The following is a 20,328-nucleotide window of genomic DNA, read 5'->3' on the forward strand; positions in this document are numbered from 1 at the left end:
ACTGCAAAGGTCGAGCCAGTTTCACTCGAAGGAGATCAAACGCAGCGAGTACTCAGATTTTCGCCGGGCAACGCTGTCGTTCAGCTTCGTACAGAGGTCGGATTCCGGCGAATTCGCGGTCGATTTCACGGACCAGTTCCTGAACGGCGGCCCATGGCAAATCCTTGGCCTGCAGTTCAAGTTGATGGCATAGCTCGGTCAGCCTGAGTGCGCCCATGTTGCTGCCGCTGCCTTTGAAGCTATGGGCGGTTTCAACGAGCAGTGCGGCACTGTCAGCCGTTCTCAGGACTTTCAGGCGCTCTTCGGAATCCGCAAGAAAGACATCCAGCAGATCCGGATAGGCGTCTTCCATCACTTCCTGCAATGCACTCAGTACGTCGCGATCCACATGTGTGTCGTCCACTTGTTCACTCCTTGATCAAGAATGCGCGGATTATGCCTGAGCCTCCCAGACAAACTCCACGCGTGCACTTCGACCATCGTCGGTCCAGCGGGCATTACGCCCCAATTGGCGGATCAGACTGACCCCACGCCCCGACAGGCGGATGTCATCCACAGGCCTTGCCATCACCCGCTCGACATCAAAACCCTTGCCGCTGTCTTCGATGTGAATCGTCAGGCAACCACCGTCGTCTGTTGGCGCCACCTGCAAATGCAACCGGACATAGCCTTCCTGCAGCTCGTCCAGCCGGGTATTGCGCTCTTGATAATACCGCGCAAACCCCGAGGCATCGCGCTTGAGGTTCGAATCCAGCCCCAGTACGCCATGCTCCAGCGCATTGGAATAGAGTTCCGCCAGCACACTGTAGAGCGCTCCGCTCTGCGCCCGAAGGCCATGGACCTCAAGCAGCAACTGCAACAGGTAGGGTAATGGATTGAAACGCTTGAGCGTCGCGGCGCGAAACTCGAAACTCACCGACCAGTCCAGCGGACAGGACTGGCCGCTGTCGGAATAGACCAATGCCGGCGGAGTGATCTGCGCCGGCTCCAGCAAGCTGATTTCGACCATGCTGACATCGTCGCGCGCTTCTCCGCCGAAATGACGCAGCGCTTGCTCGATCTCTTCGAACAGCGCACCCGGCTGGCGATTGGCGGCAAACACCTGCTGCAATCGCTGCACGCCAAACAACTGATCATTGGCGTCGCAAGTGTCGATCACGCCATCAGACAGGAGAAACACCCGATCCCCGAGCGCCATGGGAAACACCTCGGTACGCTCATCGAAGGATTCCGGGCTCAGCACCCCCAAAGGCAGGTGCCGCGCCGGCAGAGGCGTGCGCTCACCACTGGCTATGCGATGCAGGTAACCATCCGGCATTCCGCCGTTCCAGACTTCCACCGAACGGCGCTGAAAACTCAGGCACAACAACGTGGCACAACAGAACATGTCCACCGGCAGGATGCGCTTGAGCTTGGCATTCATCTCGCGCAGGGTTTCTGCCAGGCCGTAACCCTTGGCGGTCATCCCGTAAAAGGCTTCGGCCAAGGGCATGGCACCCACCGCCGCCGGCAAGCCGTGGCCGGTGAAGTCGCCCAGCAGCACGTGCATGTCTCCGGCCGGCGTGAACGCGGCCAGCAACAGGTCGCCGTTGAACAGCGCATAGGGCGATTGCAGATAACGGATATTCGGAGCGGCAGTCAGGCAGCCGGAGTGCGCCACCTTGTCGAAAACAGCCTTGGCCACGCGCTGCTCGTTGAGCAGGTAGTCGTGATGCCTGGCGATCTGGTCACGCTGTTGCAGCACGGTATCCTGCAGCCGCCGCAAGCGATCCATGGCCTTGATCTTGGCAGCGAGGATCACCTGGTTATAGGGTTTCGCCAGAAAGTCGTCACCGCCGACCTCCAGACAACGGGCCAGGGCTTCGCTTTCGGACAACGATGTGAGGAAGATGATCGGCACCAGGGTTTCCCCGGCCAGGACCTTGATTTGCCGGGCCGCCTCGAAACCGTCCATGACCGGCATCATCGCATCCATCAACACCATGTGCGGTTGTTGCTGGCGAAACGCGTCGACCGCTTCGATGCCGTTGGCCGCCGTCAGCACTTCGTGCCCCTGGCGGCGCAGGATGCTCGACAACAGCAGGCGATCGGCGGCGCTGTCCTCGGCAATCAGGATCGTCAGCGGCTCCAGTGGCTGCATGGTAATCAACTGATGTCGAACAGCTTGTCGAAGTTGGAAATGGCGAGGATTTTGCGCACGTCGATACTGCTGTTGACGACGCGCACATCGGAGTCGTCGCCACCGGCGTGATCACGCAACAGTAGCAGCATGCCCAACGCAGAGCTGTCGAGATAGGTCGCGTCTTTGAGATCCACTACGATGGAGTCGGGTTTTTTGTCGAGTCGCTCATAGGACTCACGAAACTCCTGATGCTTGCCGAAATCGAAACGCCCCTTGACCGATATCGTCAGCTTTTGCCCATCGGGTGAGACTTCTGTAACAACTGGCATGTCATGGCTTCCTTGTCATTGGTAAACCTGCTTGTACAAGGTTTAGCAGTTGGTAGAGGTTGGGGCAAGGCTGGAAATATGCGGAGTCAGCGAGATCGCTTTCGCGGGCAAGCCACGCTCCCACAGGATTTGCGCCATTTCAAAGTAGGCGAAAAACCTGTGGGAGCGTGGCTTGCCCGCGATGAACGATAACGCGGTCTACCTGATTCAATACTGATCCTGCCGTGGCAAGCGCTGGGACAATTCATCCAGCAATTTCTGTTCGCGCCTGTCTTCAAACGCCCGTGCCTCATCGGCATAGCGCTGAACCAGCTTGCGTAAACCTTCGACCCGGGCGAACGCCTGCTGCCAGGTTTCCCGGGCCTTGTTCAGGTTGTTCTGATGCCAGGCCAGGCTTTGCCGCTGCTGGTCGATGGCCGTACCCAATTGCGCGAGAAAGCCCTGATAACCCAGCAGCCATTGGCCCGAGACGCCGCCACTGCCGCGCACGATCCATTGTTCCTGATAGTCGAGACGAAAGGCTTCGAGGTCGGCAAGCTTGCTTTCCGCCAGGCGAACCTGCCCTTGAAAGTGCCCCAGGCGCTGGACTGCGGTTTTCTCGGCCTTTTCGGCCATTTCCACCACCGGCGCCAGCCTTCCTGCCCGACTCTGGGCCATGACGGCTTAACCGCCTGCCGCCGGCGCGAAGATCGAAGCGAGATACGCTTCGCTTTCGCCCAGGCTGATGCTGTCGTTGAGTCCCTGGCGCAGGTACTTGACCAATTGCGGCTGCAGGGAAATCGCCAGGTCGGTCTCACGGTCGCCGCCCGCGACATAGGCGCCAACACTGATCAGGTCGCGGCTTTGCTGATAACGCGACCACAGTTGCTTGAAGTACTGCGCACGGGTCATGTGTTCCGGCGATACCACTGCCGGCATGACCCGGCTGATGGACGCCTCGATATCAATGGCCGGGTAATGCCCTTCCTCGGCCAGGCGCCGGGACAACACGATGTGCCCGTCGAGCACGCCCCGCGCCGAGTCGGCAATCGGGTCCTGCTGGTCGTCGCCTTCGGACAACACGGTGTAGAACGCGGTGATCGAACCACCGCCCTTCTCCGCGTTACCGGCCCGCTCCACCAGTTTCGGCAGCTTGGCGAACACAGATGGCGGATAGCCCTTGGTAGCCGGCGGCTCGCCGATGGCCAGGGCGATTTCCCGCTGGGCCTGAGCGAATCGGGTCAGGGAATCCATCAGCAACAGAACGTTCTTGCCCTTGTCACGGAAATATTCGGCAATTCGCGTGCAATACATGGCGGCGCGCAGACGCATCAGCGGCGCATCGTCCGCCGGGGACGCCACCACCACTGAACGCTTGAGGCCTTCTTCACCGAGAATATGCTCGATGAATTCCTTGACCTCACGACCCCGCTCACCGATCAGCCCGACGACGATGATGTCGGCCTCGGTGAAGCGCGTCATCATCCCCAGCAACACCGATTTACCCACGCCGGTACCGGCAAACAGGCCGAGGCGCTGACCACGACCGACCGTCAACATGCCATTGATGCAACGAATACCGACGTCCAGCGGCTCGCTGATCGGCTCACGCTTGAGCGGGTTGATGGTGGGGCCGTCCATCGGCACCCAGTCCTCGGCCTTCATCCCGCCCTTGCCGTCCAGCGCGCGACCGGCGCCATCGAGCACCCGCCCGAGCATGCTCATGCCCATCGGCAAGCGACCGCTATCCGACAGGGGAACGACCCGAGCGCCAGGGGCGATACCGGCGACACTGCCGACCGGCATCAGAAAAACCTTGGTGCCGGAAAAGCCCATGACTTCGGCTTCGACCTGCACCGGGTGATAACTGTCGTCGTTGATGACCATGCAACGGCTGCCCATGGCAGCGCGCAGGCCCTCGGCTTCGAGGGTCAGGCCGACCATGCGCAGCAAGCGGCCCTCAAGGATCGGCGCACCGGCAAGCTCCGTGGCCTCGGCATAACTGCCCAGGCGCTTGGCGAAACTGGTGCGTTCAAGGCGCATCAGGCGCATCCGGTTCTGGCCCGGTAACCGGTTTGCTGTCGATCGGCAGTTCCAGGCTCAAGTCCGGCGCGGCCGGGTGCAAGGCTTGTTCGTGCAACTGATCGAACAGCTTGTCCATCACCCGCGCGATGCGGGTTTCAACCGTGGCGTCGATGCGGCTGTGTTCCGTCTCGACCCGGCAACCGCCGGGCAGCAGCGACTCGTCCTCGACAATGCGCCAGGTTTCCTCATGGCGCTCGCGCAGGACTTTGACCTGTTCGAAATCCTGCGGATTGATGTACAGCCGTACATTGCCCACGCCCAGCGGCAGGAGCTTGAGGGCTTCACGCATGACATGCTGGATCTGCGTCGAATCGATGGCCAGTTCGCGCTCAATCACCTGTTTGGTGATGTGCTGCACGAGGTCGACCAATGACTTTTCAATCTGGGTGTCCTGTTCGGCGATGGGCTCGAACAGGTGCGCCATCAGTTGCTCCAGACCGGCGATCTTGGCAGCCAGCACTACTTCGGCTTCCTGGCGAACCTTGAGCGTGGTGCTGTGGAAACCTTCTTTCTCGCCCACTGCGAAGCCTTCGTTGTAGGCTTCCTGGCGAATGCTTTCGAGTTCTTCGAGGGTCAGTGGCTGGACTTCCTCCAGCGGCACTTCCTCCATTTCCGGCGGCTCGGGTTCAGGTTCCGGTTCCGGCTCGGGTTCCGGCGGGTCGAAACTGGGCAGCGCCCAGGTATCGAAGCCACTGACATCCCTGGCCCGGATCAGGTCAGTGGGTGCATCATCATTCTTGACCATGGTGTTAGATCATTTCCTCGCCGCCCTTGCCGCCGAGAACGATTTCTCCGGCTTCGGCCATACGGCGGGCGATGGTGAGGATTTCCTTCTGCGCGGTTTCCACGTCGCTGACGCGCACCGGGCCCTTGGCTTCCAGGTCGTCGCGCAACAGTTCGGCCGCACGCTTGGACATGTTCTTGAAGATCTTCTCCTTGACGCCTTCGTCCGACCCCTTGAGGGCCAGTACCAGTACATCGGAGGACACCTCGCGGAGCAGCGCCTGGATGCCGCGGTCGTCGACATCGGCCAGGTTGTTGAAGACGAACATGAGGTCTTCGATCTGACCCGACAGGTCTTCGTCGACTTCGCGGATCGAGTCCATCAACTGGCCTTCGATCGAGCTGTCGAGGAAGTTCATGATGTCCGCCGCACGCTTGATGCCACCCAGGGTGGTGCGCGAGGCATTCGAATTGCCGGAGAACTGTTTCTCGAGAATCTGGTTGAGTTCTTTCAGGGCCGCTGGCTGTACGGTGTTCAGCGAGGAGACCCGCAGGATGATGTCCAGTCGAACCTTGTGGTCGAAGTTGCCAAGTACTTCACCGGCCTGGTCCGGATCAAGATACGCCACCACGATCGCCTGGATCTGCGGGTGCTCATATCGGATCACATCGGCGACGGCGCGCGGTTCCATCCACTTCAGGCTGTCGAGGCCGCTGGTGTTGCCACCGAGCAGGATGCGGTCGATCAGGCCGTTGGCCTTGTCTTCGCCCAAAGCCTGGGTGAGCATTTTGCGCACATAGTCGTCGGAGCCGACACCCAGGCCGGTCTGGTCGCCGACGATATCGACGAACTCGCTCATCACCTGCTGGACCTGCTCGCGGTGCACATTCCCCATCTGGGCCATGGCCACACCCACGCGCTGAACCTCTTTCGGGCCCATGTGGCGCAGCACCTGGGCCGCGTCGGTGGAGCCCAGGGACAGCAACAGGATGGCGGCCTTGTCGACCTTGGACAGTTTGGCGGCAACGGCTCGGTTATCACTCATCTGCGTTAATCCACTCTTTCACGACCTGGGCCACACGACCCGGATCTTCTGCCACCAGACTCTTGATTGCGTTCAACTGAGCGTCATAGCCTTCGCTCGGGCTCGGCAGCAGAATGCTTTGCGGGCCGCCGAGGCTGACGCGGTCGTTGGCCAACTCGCCATCCAGACCGCCCATGCCGCCCAACTCGACGTCACTACCGATACCAGCCAACTGCTTGCCTTTTCCGCCACCGGTGATGTTGTTGAGCACCGGACGCAGCACGCCGAACACCAGCACCAGGATGAACAGCACACCCAGCACTTGCTTGACGATGTCCCAGAACCACGGCTGGGAGTAGAACGGAATATCGGCAATCACTTCACCACGCTCGGCGGAGAACGGCATGTTGATCACGCTGACACTGTCACCACGGCTGGCATCGAAGCCGACCGCATCCTGAACCAGACGAGTGAAGCGCGCCAATTCATCGGCGCTCCACGGCGCACGGGTGGTTTCGCCATTGGCCGGGTTGATCTTGACCTGGTCATCAACGACGACCGACACCGACAGGCGATTCAATCGCCCCTGTTGCTGTTTGGTATGGCTGATGGAACGATCGAGCTCGAAGTTCCTGGTCGATTGTTGGCGCTTGTCCGCCGGGTACGGTGCGAGCATTGGCTGACCGGTGGCCGGGTCCATGATTTGCTGGCCGTTGGCATCGATCAGCGGCTGGCCTGGCTGCACCATGCCGGCCGACGCGGTGGCGCCACCGGTGGTTTGTGGCGCGGAAGCCGGCGACGGTGGCTGGTTGCTCAACGCCCCTGGCACACCTTGCGGGCCGTTGCTGGCGGTACGCTGTTCGTTGACCGACTGTTCGCTGCGCAGGGCAGGCTGGTCCGGATTGAACTGCTCGGAAGTCGACTCGACGGCGCTGAAGTCCACGTCGGCAGAGACTTCGGCCTTGTAACGATCGTTGCCCAACACCGGCTGCAGGATGTTGTGCACACGCTGGGTGAGCATGCTTTCCATGCGACGGCTGTAGTCGAACTGCTTGCCGGCCATGGTCAGTTCGGAGTTTTCCGCCTGATCCGAGAGCAGGTTGCCCTTCTGGTCGACGACAGTGATCTGCGACTTGCTGAGTTCGGGAACGCTGGTCGCCACCAGGTTGATGATGGCCACGACCTGGCCTGGTTCGAGGGAGCGACCGGAATAGAGTTCAACCAGGACCGAAGCGCTGGGCTTGCGTTCGTCGCGCACGAACACCGAACTTTTCGGGATCGCCAGGTGCACGCGGGCACCCTTGACGTTGTTCAGGCTGGAAATGGTGCGGGCCAGTTCGCCTTCGAGGCCGCGACGATAACGCGTAGCCTCCATGAACTGACTGGTGCCCAACCCCTGTTCCTTGTCGAGGATTTCAAAACCGATGTTGCCATCGCTGGGAGTGACACCAGCAGCCGCGAGCTTGAGCCGCGCACGGGACAGGTCATCGGCCTTGACCAGCAAGGCACCGGAGTTGGGTTCGACGGTGTACGGGATATCGGCGGAGGCCAGGGTATCCATGACCTGCTTGGCGTCCATGCCGGCAAGGCTGCCGTACAGAGGCCGGTAGTCCGGCTGTTGAGACCACAACACCACGGCAAAACCAATCGCCACGCTCGCAGCCAGGCCGACCAACAGGCCCACCTGACGCAACATGGTCATCTCGGAGAGGTTTTCCAGGAAGGACAATCCGAACAGCGGCGGCTTGCCGTCTATCAGAGTGGCCTTGGCCGGAACGTTATCGGCGACTGCTTCTGCCATGACTCAATCTCGTCCTTTAAACCGGCATCTGCATGATGTCTTGGTAGGCCTGAACCAGCTTGTTGCGCACCTGGGTCAACGCCTGGAATGACACACTGGCCTTCTGCGAGGAAATCATCACGTCTGTCAGGTCGACGCCGCTTTTGCCGATTTCGAAGGCACTGGCCAATTGAGTGGAAGCCTGTTGGGTGTCGTTCACTTTATTGACGGCCTGACCGAGCATGTCGGAAAAGCTGCTGCCCGACACTTCAGGGACGGCAGCCGACTTCGGCGCAGACATGGCATCCATCTGCATGGCGCGCATATCCAGCATCAACCGATTGAATTCAATACCTTGGCTCATGGTCTCTCTCTTTGACGACCCGCAATTTTTTGACACTCACTCGGCGGGTAGTGAGTGTTAGCAACAAGGGTGCCAGCTCCATGGCCTCTCTGAATAAAAGCCCTTCCCAGACTCTGATCCCAACGCAACTCTGTAGGAGCGAGCCTGCTCGCGATGGACCCAGGAGCGACGCGTTTATCCTGCAACTGCGCGTTATCGTTAACGACCATCGCGAGCAGGCTCGCTCCTACAGGGCCCAGGCGCAGGCTAGCGGTCAGGTCGCGAACAAAAAGGCTTCCACATCCATTCCGGCATCGCGCATCTGCGCCAGCTTGTAGCGCAGGGTCCGCGGGCTGATGCCCAGGCGCTCGGCCGCCTCTTTACGGCGACCGCGCTCCGCGCGCAGGGTATCGATGATCATCTGGAACTCACGGCGACGCAGGTCATCCCCCAGCGCACCGACCGACTCGGACTCGACTTCCACAGGACGCACCGAAGCCTGCGCCAATGCCGGCAATGGCGCGCAAGTCACCGACCCGGCCAAGCAGAAATCCTGTGGCTGGATCAAGCCACCCTGCTGCAGAATCAGCGCACGCTGAATCGCGTTGTCCAGTTCGCGCACGTTACCCGGCCATGGATAACCGATCAGGCACGCCTGGGCCTCGGGCGACAATCTGGCAGCCGCATGCTTCATTTTATTGACGTGTTTGGCCAGCAGACGCTCGGCCAGCGGCAGGATGTCGGCGGTGCGCTCGCGCAATGGACGCCAGGCCAGGGGAAACACCGACAGGCGATAATAGAGATCTTCGCGGAAGCGCCCCGCCGCCACCTCCCCCGCCAGGTCGCGATTGGTGGTTGCGACCACGCGAATATCCAGTGCGATCGGTTTGCGCGCCCCAACCCTTTCGACCTCGCGCTCTTGCAGCACGCGCAGCAATTTGGCCTGGAGCCCCAGGGGCATTTCGGAAATTTCGTCGAGCAGGAGGGTGCCGCCGTCGGCCTGCTCGAACTTGCCGGCTTGCGCGGCAATCGCGCCGGTGAAGGAGCCCTTCTCATGACCGAACAAGGTCGCTTCGAGCATGTTGTCCGGGATCGCCGCGCAGTTGATCGCAATGAACGGCTGGCTGGCGCGAGGAGAATGCTGATGGATGTAACGCGCCAGCACTTCCTTGCCCGTGCCCGACTCGCCCGAGATCAACACCGTGGAATCGCTGCGTGCGACCCGCGCCGCCAGTTCGAGCAACTGCGCGCTGGCTGGCTCGAAGGCTACCGGCCCCTCACCCTCGGCCAGACCAGGATTGCCCAGGGCATGACGCGCCACCAGATCGAGCAACGCCTTGGGCTCGAATGGCTTGACCAGATAATCCGCGGCGCCCTGGCGCATCGCATCGACCGCACGTTCGACCGCACCGTGAGCCGTCATCAACAACACCGGCAATTGCGGCTGCCGCGCTCGCAGCATGCCCAGCAACTGGTGGCCGTCCATGCCCGGCATGTTGACGTCGCTGACCACCAGGCTGAAGGCCTCGGCGCCAACGGCAACCAACGCCTCTTGCGCCGACCCCACCGCCTTGTAATCGTGTCCCGCGAGCAATAGCGTATCGGCCAGTGCCTCGCGCAATGCACGGTCGTCCTCAACCAGCAGAACCTTGATACCCATCAGTGTCACTCCGCTCCTTGAGCGTTGCTGAACAACGGCAGGATCACCTGCGCGCAAGTGCCGCGACCGAGCCGCGAACGCAACTGCAATTCTCCCTGATGAGCACGCGCCACCGCCTTGACCACGGTCAGGCCAAGCCCCGTGCCGGTGGTCTTGGTGGTAAAAAAGGGTTCGCCCAATCGCGCCAGAACGGCGGCATCGATACCCGAGCCACTGTCACTGACGCACAGGCGCAGGTTGTTGCCGCGGGTGTAGAGATGAATCTTGAGGCGCAATTGACCGGCACTGGCCTGGATGGCGTTTTCGATCAGGTTGAGGATCGCGCCGACCAGCGTATCGCGATTGCACAGCAACTCCCCCGAATGACTGTCGCACTGCCAGCGGATCGGCAGATCCTGCACGTGGGTCAGCGCTGCCGCTTGCAACGACTGCATCAATTGACCGGGCGTCACGCGGTCGGTCAGTGGCAACTCGCCCCGGGCGAACACCAGCATGTCGCGCACCTGGTGCTCCAGCTCGTGCAGGCGCTCCTTGAGGCGCCCGGCAAAACGCTGCCGGGTAGCGACCGGCAGCGCTTGCTCGGTCAAATGACTGGCGTACAGCAACGCGGCGGACAACGGCGTACGTATCTGATGAGCCAACGAAGCAACCATGCGCCCCAGCGACGACAGACGCTCATGGCGGGCCAGTTGATCCTGCAGATGGCGGGTTTCAGTCAGGTCGTTGAGCAACACCAACTGGCCGGGCTCGGCGTCCAGCGAGCGCGTGGCGATCGACAGACGCCGACCATCCTTGAGGGAGACTTCATGACCATCGTCTTCGCGAGGCGCAAAACAGCGGGCAATGACGTGACGCCACAATTCACCTTCCAGCGGCAGCCCCAGCAACTCGCACGCCGCCGGATTGGCTTCGCGCACGATGCCCTGGGCGTCTATGACGATGACACCACCGGGTAACAGATCGAGGAGGTTTTGCAGGCGGTTGGCCAGGCGCTCTTTTTCCGCCAGCTCCTGCATGCGCTGAGCGCTGACCACCGCCAATTCACCCTTGAGCTCGGTGACCCGGGCTTCAAGCATGCTGTAGGAGTCGGTCAACTGGCTCGACATCTGATTGAACAGCGCGAATGCCTGCTCAAGGCCAAGCCGGCTCGCCTGCTCTACGGACGACGGTTGCCGCGAAGCATCCCCAAAAGCATCTGAGGCAGGAGATATCTGGGCGGATGGGGGCATCGTGTTCTCTCGCTTGGCTGACCGTCAGTGAAACGGAACGTTGCGAGGGACGTAGCAATACCCGTGCCTAAAAAAAACTTCTTATAAATGAATGGATTGGAAAACAGGCGTCAATCATCCGCCTGTTCATCTCCATCTCGCCGGCTCATGCCGTACTTGCGCATCTTTTCCACCAGCGTGGTACGACGGATACGAAGCCGCTCGGCCGCGCGCGCCACAATGCCATTGGCGTCATCCAGCGCCTGCTGAATCAACCCCTGCTCCAGACCACCGAGGTAGTCCTTCAGGTCCAGGCCTTCTGGAGGCAACAGGGCATTGGCCGTGAAGTCTTGCGTATGACCGTTGATGGCCACGCGCTCTTCCAGATCGCTGCGCAGGCTGTCGACCATTTGCTCGTCTTCATCGTCGACATAGCGGAACTTCTTCGGCAACTCGACCACGCCGATCACGCCGTACGGATGCATGATCGCCATGCGCTCCACCAGGTTGGCCAGTTCGCGGACGTTGCCCGGCCAGCCATGACGGCACAGCGACATGATCGCCGCCGAGTTGAAGCGGATCGAACCGCGCTTCTCGTGCTCCATGCGCGAGATCAGCTCGTTCATCAGCAACGGAATGTCTTCGACGCGCTCACGCAGCGGCGCCATCTCGATCGGGAACACATTCAGGCGGTAGTACAAGTCTTCGCGGAAGGTGCCGATCTCGATCATGCTTTCGAGATTCTTGTGGGTCGCGGCAATGATGCGCACGTCGACGCTCTGGGTCTTGTTGCTGCCCACGCGCTCGAAGGTACGCTCCTGCAACACGCGCAGCAGCTTGACCTGCATCGGCAGCGGCATGTCGCCGATTTCATCGAGGAACAGGGTGCCACCATTGGCCAGTTCGAATCGACCGGCACGGCTGGTGATCGCACCGGTGAAGGCGCCCTTCTCATGACCGAACAATTCGCTTTCCAGCAACTCCGCCGGGATCGCCCCGCAGTTGACCGGCACGAACGGCGCTTCGCGGCGCTTGGAATGGTAATGCAGGTTGCGCGCAACCACTTCCTTGCCGGTGCCGGACTCACCGAGGATCAGCACGCTGGCATCGGTATCGGCGACTTGCTGCATCATCTGGCGAACGTGTTGAATCGCCCGGCTGGTGCCGACAAGACTGCGGAAAAGGTTGGGTTCGCGATGACGACCGCGCTCGCGGGCCTGGTCGTACATCTCGCGATAGACCTGGGCACGGTGCAGCGAGTCGAGCAACTTGCTGTAGCTGGGCGGCATTTCGAGGGTCGAAAGCACTCGACGACGCTGGTCTTCCGGAAGGTCAATGGAAGAATTATCGCCCATCAGCAAAACCGGAAGGAACTCATCCCAGGTCGAGAGTGTCTTTAACAAGCCCAGAAGTGTACCAGGAGCATTGACCGTCCCGATCAGGACACAGATTACTTCACGACTTGACGACAAAGAGCCGACAGCCTGCTGCCAGTCATGGCTACCGCAGGGTAAATTTTCTTCGCCGAGAAAATTTAAAATCACCGCCAGGTCGCGGCGGCGGACGCTATCGTCATCAATCAGCAGAATTTTGGTTTCACGCCACATGCAATAGCAACTTCCCTAGTCAACTCAATGCCCAAAATGTTGGGGCAAGCTAGACGCTTGCAGACACGTTATGCCTGAAGACGACTGAAATCTGGAACCAGCCACTAGTTAAGTCAAAAAACCGTGCACAGTCAAATTTATGGCGCACTATGTCTGGATTAACTTGGGGTTAATTAACCAAACAGATGGTAAACCTTTGATGCCTTTTGTGCTTGGTTGATCTGCGACATCTCTTCGACTATCGCCTGACGCTCGCCCATCGTCGCCGTCAGCAACTCTTTGTATACCGCCAACAACCCTTCCAGATTGCTCCGCACCGCGTCTTCGTCGATCGGCGCTTCACTGAGCACCTCGTCGACGCACTCACGACAGGCCGTATCCAGTTCGCCGATGGCATCCCAGTTGCGCGCCGCCAGGGCGTCGATCAGGGCTTCGCGGGTTTCCTCTATGCGCCGTAGTGCTTGACTCATGACGTCATCCTCAGGCCCTCGGGCCTATTGATTGGCAATTGCATCCCAACCGCTTTTCAGGGTTTCAAGCAAACCCGATACCTCATCGATGATCGCCGCGTTGTTATCGCGATTGGCTTCCATCAGACGGGTCATCATGTAGGCGTACAAATTGTCGAGCTGTTGCAGCGAAGCCGGATCTTCGGTCTTTTCCGGATTCAAGCCATCACGCAGGCCGATGATGATGTCCACGGCCTTACCCATCATCAACCCCTTGAGTGCGATGTCGCCCCGCTCCATCGCGCCTTTGGCCTGGGCCATGCGGTCCAGCCCGCCCTCCATCAGCATCTGCACCAGGCGATGGGGGTTGGCTTCAGAGATCTGGGCATGGGAATTGACCTTCTGATATTGGCGAAGGGCTCTCATGGGGTTCATGTTTCTACCTCGTGACAGACAACAGCTTGAAATTGGGAAGGCTCTGATCTTTATGTCGACTGGTCGACACATAACTTTAACGCAGACCCGCTACCCAAGAAAAAACCCAGGTACTGTCATTACAGACTGCCTGGGTTTTTTATGCCTGATCCAGATCAGTCCGACTTCGGATTGTTCAGCGCATTGAGCGTGGTCATGATGCTGTCGCTCTGGGCGCGCAGCCTGGCTACCAGGGAGTCCATCGCAGTGTACTTGGCGGTCAGGCTCGTTTGCAGGCTGGTCATCCGCTCATTGAGGGTGTCCTGCTGCTTCTTCAGGTCGTTCAGGCTATCGCTCAAGCTCGCCGAACGCGCGGCAAAAACCCCGGTAGTTTTTTGCGCGAAGCTGTCGGTGGCGGACTTCATGCGCGCAAGCAAACCGGTATCGCCCGAAAAGATCCCGTTGATATCGGCGGCATTGGTCTTTGCCGCAGCACTGAACACTTTATCGTCGATCGAGAGCAACCCGGTCTTCTGGTCGGTCTCGACACCAAACTGAGCGAGGGATTTCATCTGACCGGTGCCACCCATGGCGTTCAATTCGGTACGTACCGACGATAGCAACGAACGCAGCGACGCGTCGCCCGTGAGCGCACCCGTCGTCAACGAACCATCGGCATTGGTCGTGACCTGGGTCTCAGTGTTGGCAGCCTTGATCAGCGCGTTGTAGGTGTCGACAAACCCCTTGACCGAAGACTTCAGCGTCGTAGTGTCGGCCGACACGGTGATAGTGGTTGGTATTGCCGCACCGCCGCCAGACGGCACCGGAGAAACCCCTGTCAATTTCAGCGTAATACCGCTCACGGCATCGGCAATGGTGTTGCTCTTCGATTCCATCGCCACGCCGTCAAGCGTGTACTTGGCATTCTGCGGCGTGGCGAGAACCGAGGTGCCGGATTCCAGACCGGAGTTGCCCGACAGGGTCAGGTCCGAACCGACGCCGGTTTTACTGGACGTCAGCACCATTCGAGAACCGTTGGCATCGGTCAGGATGTTGGCACTCAAGCCCTGGTTCGCGTACTGGGAGTTGATCGAGTCGCGCACTTGCTGCAACGTCGCGCCGGCAGGAATGCTGACGTCGAAGGTGTCAGTGCCCTGCTTGATGCTCAGCGTGGACGGCACCGCCCCGGCATTGACCACCGAGGAAGCGCCGTCAGCGTAGACCTTGGTGGACAGTTTCGATGCCGTTGCCAACTGGGTGACCAACAGCGAAAAATTGCCCGCCGCCGCACCGTTACCGGTGGTCACCGTGGCCACTTTTTCATCGGAGGACGTACCGCTCAACCCGCTGAAGCTAGCGGTGGTTTTCATGTTATCCAACGCACCACGGAAAGCATCCAGCGCCGCCTGGATTTTGCCGATCGACGACAGCGAGGTGGTTGCTTTCAGCGTCTGATTGTTGATTTGCGTCTGTTTTGGCGCTCTTTCGGAGTCCACCAAAGACTTCACAATCGCCTGGGTATCGATGTTCGAACCAATACCGCTGACCGATGTACCCGCCATCATCTCTCTCCTTATCCAGTGGCTGCCGTTTTCTTGACCGCAAACATCTTAAACAGCGACAGCAACAAAATTCATGCCAGTTCAGACTTTGCTGTCAAACAACAAACTACTGGCGTCCGACAGGCTTTGGGCCAGTTTTAGTGCAGCTTCCGACGGGATCTGACGAATCACCAGCCCCGTTTCGGTGGCGATGACCTTGACCACGACCCGGCCAGTGGAGTCATCAATGGAAAAATCCAGATTGCGCTGGGCAGCCTGGACGAACTCCTGAATATCGGTCACAGCCTTTTCCAGGTCTTCGCGCTTGGGCTCGGTGCCCGATGACGCAACGGCTTCAGCCTTGGGCTGATCCTTTTTATCCGTAACAGTTGGCGTTGCGCTTTGTGGGGCAACGGCGGGATAAGACAGGTTCAACTTGACGCTCATGTCCATGCCTGATCTCCTCATCATGAAAAAACAAAAGGGCGCGTAAACGCGCCCTTCCGTCAGTTACCAAGCGCCGGAATCAACCCAGCAGCTTCAGCACAGCCGATGGCAGCTGGTTAGCCTGGGACAGGATCGCGGTGGAAGCCTGTTGCAGGGTTTGTTGCTTGGTCAGCTGAGCAGTTTCTGCTGCGAAGTCAACGTCCTGGATCACGCCACGAGCAGAAGTGGAGTTGTCCGAGATGCTGCGCAGGTTGGCCACGGTGCTGTCGAAACGGTTTTGTACCGCACCGAGGTCGGCACGCTGGGAGTCGATGGCCGAGATCGCCTGGCTGATCACGTCGATAGCGTTCTGAGCGTTGGCTGCAGTGGTCACGTCAGTGGCGGCAACAGTGGTTTTAGCCGAGCTGGTGGTTGCAAACAGGCCGGCAACACCACCACCGCTCATCGAATAGCTGTTGGCGGAGTTCAGGGAGATAGCACCAGTCACCTGAACAACGGTAGCGGCGGCAGGAACGGCAGCACCGTAGACACCGGAACCGTCTTTGGCCGCAATAGCGATACCAGCTACTGCACCAGTGTCACCGGCGTTCAGGGCAATGTTTTCACCAGTGTCGGATTTAACCGACAGAGTGTTGGCTTTGGCATCGTAGTTAACGCTGATGCCCAATTTGGCAGCGTTGGATTTCAGTTGGTCCGCCAGTTCAGCGGTGGTGGTCACACCTACCATGGAAACTGTGGTACCGCCAACGCCTGCTACACCACCTACGTTAACGGTGAAGTTGGCGCTACCGGAAGCAGCACCAGTGATTGCTGCGGTGTTGACGGTGAATTGAGCTTCAGTGCTGGCAGTTGCAGTCACGCCACCAACAGCTGCTTTGTTGATCTGGGCAGCAGTAGTTTTGGCCGAGTCACCAGCACCAACGGTGAAAGTAGCGGTCTGGCCACCACCCACCAGAGTGATAGGACCAGTAGCCACACCAGTTGCGCTCGGTGCGATTGCCTTGGATTTCATCTGCTGGGAGCCGATGTTGGTAGCCGACACATCACCCAGAGTCATGTTGATGGTCTGGTTGGCGTTGGCGCCCACCTGGAAAGCAGTAGTACCGAAAGAACCGTCCAGCAGGTTACGACCACCGAAAGTAGTGGTGTTGGCGATACGGGTCAGCTCAGCAGTCAGCGCGGAGTATTCAGCGTTGTTCGACTTACGGTCGTCATCGCTTGGCGAGCCGTTCGCGGAAGCCAGAGCCAGGGTACGCATTTTCTGCAGGATGTTGGTGGATTCCTGCATCGCGCCTTCAGCAGTTTGCGCGATGGAGATACCGTCACCGGCGTTCTTGATGGCAGTGCCCAGGCCGTTGATCTGGCTGGTCAGACGGTTGGAAATCTGCAGGCCGGCAGCGTCGTCTTTAGCGCTGTTGATACGCAGGCCGGAGGACAGGCGCTGCATCGAAGTTTGCAGATTGCCGGAAGCTTTGTTCAGGTTGTTCTGAACGGTCAAGGAAGCAAGGTTAGTGTTTACGGTTAAAGCCATGACGAAATCCTCGTTGGATGGATACTGCGGCTTCCGGCCCTGGCTACCGCCTGGTGTGGCCTAGAGAACCTACGTAATAGTTATCGTCGTGATGAGGCTTTGCTTGAGGGGTTTTTTTGAATTTTTTAGTGGCAGGGTGCCAGCCCTTTATTTTCAAGGCATTGGAGCCAGAAAGTCGGCGTCAGAAAAACGCAAAACGCCCGGAAATGTAAATTTCCGGGCGTTTTTTATTGCCACTGCGACCGAGCCAGTCAGCCGCGATAAAGAATCGCCGAGCCCCACGACAGGCCTACACCGAAGCCGCTGATGGCCACACGGGTCCACTTGGAATCGAACACGTGGTTCTGCAACAGCAGCGGAATACTCGACGAGACGGTATTACCGGTTTCGAGCATATCCTTGACGAATTTCTCCGGATCACCTTCTTCAAAGCGGCGTGCCACGGCATCGACGATGGCCGCACTGCCCTGGTGAATGCAGAAGGCATCGATATCCTGCGCTTGCAGATTGGACTCATCCAGCAACTCATGCAGGTGCGCCGGGACTTTCAACAAGGCAAAGTTGAACACCTGACGACCATTCATGAAGAACACACCGTCAGAGACTTTCAGATGCGGCGCACCGGAACCGTCAGTGCCGAACTTAGACTTGCCGAGCTGCCAGACAGCGTTTTCGCCCATCCATGTGGCGGTAGCGGCATCGCCGAACAGCATCGTGGTGTTGCGGTCTTCCGGGTCGACGATCTTCGAATAAGGATCGGCGGTGATCAGCAGGCCATTTTTCAGCCCTGCCGCTTCCATGAAGCCTTTGATCGCATAGATGCCGTACACGTAACCGGAACAACCGAGGGAAATATCGAAAGCGGCGACATGGGTCGGCAAGCCCAGCTTGTCCTGAACGATTGCGGCGGTGTGCGGCAACCCTTCTTCATCACCGTTCTGGGTGACGACGATCAAGCAGTCAATGGAATCACGCTTGAGTTCTGGACTGGCGGCGAACAGCGCATTGGCTGCTTCGACACACAAATCGGAAGTTTCCTGATCAGCATCCATGCGCGGCAAAAACGCAGAACCGATTTTGCCAAGGATAAAGGTTTCGTCCTTGTCGAACTTTGCACCCTGGGCGTAATTATCAATCCCGGCTGCCGGCACGTAACTCGCTATATTTTTTATGCCAATCATTATGGCTTCCCAATAATAAACAGCTGAACATCGCCGCTCGCTGAATCGAGGGCGTCTACAGTCAGGGCCTGGCCCCAGAGGAGGCAACATCGGGGCTCAAGAAAAACACCTTGAACAGCCCGCCACCTTCACCGCCCGCAGACAGGATACAGTGAAGATGCGCGTTTTGACTGACGGGTCACTCAGAGTTCACCGCTTTATTTGATTTTGTGGTCCAGATCCCGCCTCGCTCTACCCCCAAAAAAAGCAAAAAAAAGCCAGCCCCCTGTGACAGGGGCTGGCCGCGAGCGGTCAAGACCGACTCAAAGCTTGTTGAACAGGCTCAACTGGGAAACCTTGGCGAAGGCCAGTTGCGCGGCCTGCAGCATGGTTTGCTGCAAGGTCAGACGCGTCAGCACTTCCGCCGGGTCGGCATTCTTGATCGAGTTACCCGTCGATTCGTTGATCAGGCCGGTGCTGGAGTTCTGGTCCGTCTGCATGTCCATTACATTGCCCCGGGCACCGATCGCACCACGCGCCAGGTCGACCTGATTCTTGCCGTTGTTCAGGTTGGCAATGGCCGAAGCCACCGTGTCTTCCAGAAAACGTTGCGCGGTCGGGTTGCCCTGGGTCGGCGTGTCGAGCGCCGAACGCAGCTGGCTGATGGTGTCGAGTACGCTCTGAGTCTGGTGCGTATTGACCGCGATATCGAACTGGTCACCCGAATTGAGCACGCCGGGAGGCGTGCCGCCACTCAGGGTAAAGTCGACACCGGCCGCTGTCGCCACGCCAGCCACCACGGTCCCTGAGGTTACAGGCGTGCTGCTGCTGGTCAACGGACGGGCGTACAGATCGAAGGTCCCGGGACCTGTGAACTTCAGGACCGCCCCGCCTTCAGGAAAAAAGCTGTTGTAATCAGCGGCGTTGCTCACCGTTGCATTGCTCACGACAACCGTCGATCCGTTGCTCGGGGCACGGTTGCTGACGAAGCTGTCCGGCTTGGCCGACAACTCGAAACTGTGAGTGGCGATGAAGCCATCGATGTTGGTGGCGTTATCGCCAGCCTGGGGAGTGATGTCCAGTTTGAACGTCACGCCGCGGAAGTTGATGTCGGAGCCGCCCTTGGCATTCGGGTCGAACACCCCTCCGCCAGTCGCCTCGGCAGTCCTGTCGGCGCCGGTGGCATCGGTGATCACGAACTGGGTACTACTGGTGAACTGCAACTTGTAAGGCTCGCCGCCGCGGAAGTTCGCATCAAAGGCCGGACCGGAGCTCACCAGGCCTGGCGACAGACTGACGCGCCCATCATCGACGGGTGGCGTGAGCATGGTGGTCGAACTGCGAGCGGCGTTGATCGCCTGCTGGAAAACGTCCCAACCGGTATCGTTCAGGCCCAGCGACATCGAGTCACCGATCTTCAGCTCCAGCTGAGTCTGGTCACCCTGATAGCTGTAGGTGCCGTCACTGTTGCGCACAAATGGCTGAGTATTGTTGCTGGCGCCGGAGAAGATGTACTTGCCGTTGGCGTCCTTGCTGTTCATCAAGCTCAGCAACTGCTCTTCGGATTGCTTGAGTTCTGCGGCAATGGATTTACGGTCATCGTCATTCAACGAACCGCCACCGGCACGTACCGCCAACTCGCTGACTTTCTGCAGCACGTTGTTGATGCTGTCCAGCACGCCCTCTTCTTGCGCTTGAGCCGTGTTCAACGCGTTGATGTTGGTGGTGTACTGACCCAACATGGCTTTTTGCTGCTCAAGTTGCAGAAGGCGGGCTGCGCCGACCGGATCATCCGCCGCCGTCTCAAGCTTGATGCCGCTACTGGCCTGCTCGGCGGACTTCATCACGTTGTTGAGGTTGCGAGAGTAGTTGGCAGCCGTCGTCGCGTAATACTGTGCTGTAGAAATACGCATGTTCTACGGCTC

General features: G+C 59.3%; 19 protein-coding genes. All 19 read right to left on the reverse strand.

Features of this window, described 5'->3' with window-relative positions:
- Positions 1–52: 52 nt before the first annotated feature.
- The 19 genes from PMI29_RS06910 to PMI29_RS06820 all read right to left on the reverse strand — a co-directional run bounded on the left by PMI29_RS06910 (position 53) and on the right by PMI29_RS06820 (position 20,316).
- Entirely contained in the window at positions 53–403 is a 351-nt protein-coding gene (locus PMI29_RS06910; RefSeq protein ID WP_008001759.1) for an Hpt domain-containing protein, read from the reverse strand.
- A 30-nt stretch (positions 404–433) separates the two neighbouring features.
- Complete coding sequence (locus PMI29_RS06905) at positions 434–2,140, reverse strand: fused response regulator/phosphatase (RefSeq protein WP_008001760.1); 1,707 nt, start codon at positions 2,138–2,140, stop codon at positions 434–436.
- A 5-nt stretch (positions 2,141–2,145) separates the two neighbouring features.
- Complete coding sequence (locus PMI29_RS06900) at positions 2,146–2,451, reverse strand: STAS domain-containing protein (RefSeq protein ID WP_008001762.1); 306 nt, start codon at positions 2,449–2,451, stop codon at positions 2,146–2,148.
- Between the two features lie 207 nt (positions 2,452–2,658).
- Positions 2,659–3,108, reverse strand: a complete 450-nt coding sequence (gene fliJ, locus PMI29_RS06895; protein ID WP_008001765.1) for a flagellar export protein FliJ — start codon at positions 3,106–3,108, stop codon at positions 2,659–2,661.
- 6 nt (positions 3,109–3,114) lie between these two features.
- Positions 3,115–4,473: a flagellar protein export ATPase FliI gene (fliI, locus tag PMI29_RS06890; RefSeq protein ID WP_008001767.1), complete on the reverse strand. Its 1,359-nt coding sequence runs from the start codon at positions 4,471–4,473 to the stop codon at positions 3,115–3,117.
- Entirely contained in the window at positions 4,463–5,260 is a 798-nt protein-coding gene (gene fliH, locus PMI29_RS06885; RefSeq protein WP_008001769.1) for a flagellar assembly protein FliH, read from the reverse strand. Before fliH ends, fliI begins: the two co-directional genes overlap by 11 nt.
- Before the next feature lie 4 nt (positions 5,261–5,264).
- On the reverse strand, positions 5,265–6,284 hold the full coding sequence (gene fliG / locus PMI29_RS06880; protein ID WP_008001771.1) for a flagellar motor switch protein FliG: 1,020 nt from the start codon (positions 6,282–6,284) through the stop codon (positions 5,265–5,267).
- Positions 6,277–8,064 carry a flagellar basal-body MS-ring/collar protein FliF gene (gene fliF / locus PMI29_RS06875; protein WP_008001773.1) on the reverse strand — a complete coding sequence of 596 codons (1,788 nt, stop codon included), beginning with the start codon at positions 8,062–8,064 and terminating at the stop codon, positions 6,277–6,279. The genes fliG and fliF overlap by 8 nt, the downstream gene beginning before the upstream one ends.
- Before the next feature lie 16 nt (positions 8,065–8,080).
- Positions 8,081–8,407 carry a flagellar hook-basal body complex protein FliE gene (gene fliE, locus PMI29_RS06870; RefSeq protein WP_008001775.1) on the reverse strand — a complete coding sequence of 109 codons (327 nt, stop codon included), beginning with the start codon at positions 8,405–8,407 and terminating at the stop codon, positions 8,081–8,083.
- Positions 8,408–8,660: 253 nt separating this feature from the next.
- A complete protein-coding gene (locus PMI29_RS06865) occupies positions 8,661–10,046 on the reverse strand; it encodes a sigma-54-dependent transcriptional regulator (RefSeq protein WP_008001777.1) in 1,386 nt (461 codons plus the stop codon).
- Between the two features lie 5 nt (positions 10,047–10,051).
- On the reverse strand, positions 10,052–11,257 hold the full coding sequence (locus tag PMI29_RS06860) for a sensor histidine kinase (protein WP_162130685.1): 1,206 nt from the start codon (positions 11,255–11,257) through the stop codon (positions 10,052–10,054).
- Between the two features lie 128 nt (positions 11,258–11,385).
- A complete protein-coding gene (locus PMI29_RS06855; RefSeq protein ID WP_008001782.1) occupies positions 11,386–12,861 on the reverse strand; it encodes a sigma-54 dependent transcriptional regulator in 1,476 nt (491 codons plus the stop codon).
- A 173-nt stretch (positions 12,862–13,034) separates the two neighbouring features.
- Positions 13,035–13,331: a flagellar protein FliT gene (gene fliT, locus PMI29_RS06850; RefSeq protein ID WP_008001783.1), complete on the reverse strand. Its 297-nt coding sequence runs from the start codon at positions 13,329–13,331 to the stop codon at positions 13,035–13,037.
- Between the two features lie 24 nt (positions 13,332–13,355).
- Complete coding sequence (gene fliS, locus PMI29_RS06845; protein ID WP_008001785.1) at positions 13,356–13,745, reverse strand: flagellar export chaperone FliS; 390 nt, start codon at positions 13,743–13,745, stop codon at positions 13,356–13,358.
- Between the two features lie 155 nt (positions 13,746–13,900).
- Positions 13,901–15,286: a flagellar filament capping protein FliD gene (gene fliD, locus PMI29_RS06840; RefSeq protein ID WP_008001787.1), complete on the reverse strand. Its 1,386-nt coding sequence runs from the start codon at positions 15,284–15,286 to the stop codon at positions 13,901–13,903.
- Between the two features lie 81 nt (positions 15,287–15,367).
- A complete protein-coding gene (locus tag PMI29_RS06835) occupies positions 15,368–15,718 on the reverse strand; it encodes a flagellar protein FlaG (RefSeq protein WP_008001789.1) in 351 nt (116 codons plus the stop codon).
- Positions 15,719–15,791: 73 nt separating this feature from the next.
- Positions 15,792–17,243: a flagellin N-terminal helical domain-containing protein gene (locus PMI29_RS06830; protein WP_008001791.1), complete on the reverse strand. Its 1,452-nt coding sequence runs from the start codon at positions 17,241–17,243 to the stop codon at positions 15,792–15,794.
- Positions 17,244–17,494: 251 nt separating this feature from the next.
- Entirely contained in the window at positions 17,495–18,424 is a 930-nt protein-coding gene (locus PMI29_RS06825) for a ketoacyl-ACP synthase III (RefSeq protein ID WP_008001793.1), read from the reverse strand.
- A 302-nt stretch (positions 18,425–18,726) separates the two neighbouring features.
- The gene (locus PMI29_RS06820; protein ID WP_008001795.1) at positions 18,727–20,316 is read right to left on the reverse strand and encodes a flagellar hook-associated protein 3; all 1,590 of its coding nucleotides are present in this window, start codon (positions 20,314–20,316) and stop codon (positions 18,727–18,729) included.
- Positions 20,317–20,328 lie beyond the last annotated feature (12 nt).

The sequence above is a fragment of the Pseudomonas sp. GM49 genome, assembly GCF_000282355.1.
Taxonomy (GTDB): Bacteria; Pseudomonadota; Gammaproteobacteria; order Pseudomonadales; family Pseudomonadaceae; genus Aquipseudomonas.

What these genes read in the sequence shown, in the direction of transcription:
- PMI29_RS06905 (WP_008001760.1), bottom strand. Translation starts at nt 2,140, where the DNA reads ATGCAGCCACTGGAGCCGCTGACGATCCTGATTGCCGAGGACAGCGCC.
- PMI29_RS06900 (WP_008001762.1), bottom strand. Translation starts at nt 2,451, where the DNA reads ATGCCAGTTGTTACAGAAGTCTCACCCGATGGGCAAAAGCTGACGATA.
- fliJ (WP_008001765.1), bottom strand. Translation starts at nt 3,108, where the DNA reads ATGGCCCAGAGTCGGGCAGGAAGGCTGGCGCCGGTGGTGGAAATGGCC.
- fliI (WP_008001767.1), bottom strand. Translation starts at nt 4,473, where the DNA reads ATGCGCCTTGAACGCACCAGTTTCGCCAAGCGCCTGGGCAGTTATGCC.
- fliH (WP_008001769.1), bottom strand. Translation starts at nt 5,260, where the DNA reads ATGGTCAAGAATGATGATGCACCCACTGACCTGATCCGGGCCAGGGAT.
- fliG (WP_008001771.1), bottom strand. Translation starts at nt 6,284, where the DNA reads ATGAGTGATAACCGAGCCGTTGCCGCCAAACTGTCCAAGGTCGACAAG.
- fliF (WP_008001773.1), bottom strand. Translation starts at nt 8,064, where the DNA reads ATGGCAGAAGCAGTCGCCGATAACGTTCCGGCCAAGGCCACTCTGATA.
- fliE (WP_008001775.1), bottom strand. Translation starts at nt 8,407, where the DNA reads ATGAGCCAAGGTATTGAATTCAATCGGTTGATGCTGGATATGCGCGCC.
- PMI29_RS06865 (WP_008001777.1), bottom strand. Translation starts at nt 10,046, where the DNA reads ATGGGTATCAAGGTTCTGCTGGTTGAGGACGACCGTGCATTGCGCGAG.
- PMI29_RS06855 (WP_008001782.1), bottom strand. Translation starts at nt 12,861, where the DNA reads ATGTGGCGTGAAACCAAAATTCTGCTGATTGATGACGATAGCGTCCGC.
- fliT (WP_008001783.1), bottom strand. Translation starts at nt 13,331, where the DNA reads ATGAGTCAAGCACTACGGCGCATAGAGGAAACCCGCGAAGCCCTGATC.
- fliS (WP_008001785.1), bottom strand. Translation starts at nt 13,745, where the DNA reads ATGAACCCCATGAGAGCCCTTCGCCAATATCAGAAGGTCAATTCCCAT.
- fliD (WP_008001787.1), bottom strand. Translation starts at nt 15,286, where the DNA reads ATGGCGGGTACATCGGTCAGCGGTATTGGTTCGAACATCGATACCCAG.
- PMI29_RS06835 (WP_008001789.1), bottom strand. Translation starts at nt 15,718, where the DNA reads ATGGACATGAGCGTCAAGTTGAACCTGTCTTATCCCGCCGTTGCCCCA.
- PMI29_RS06830 (WP_008001791.1), bottom strand. Translation starts at nt 17,243, where the DNA reads ATGGCTTTAACCGTAAACACTAACCTTGCTTCCTTGACCGTTCAGAAC.
- PMI29_RS06825 (WP_008001793.1), bottom strand. Translation starts at nt 18,424, where the DNA reads ATGATTGGCATAAAAAATATAGCGAGTTACGTGCCGGCAGCCGGGATT.
- PMI29_RS06820 (WP_008001795.1), bottom strand. Translation starts at nt 20,316, where the DNA reads ATGCGTATTTCTACAGCACAGTATTACGCGACGACGGCTGCCAACTAC.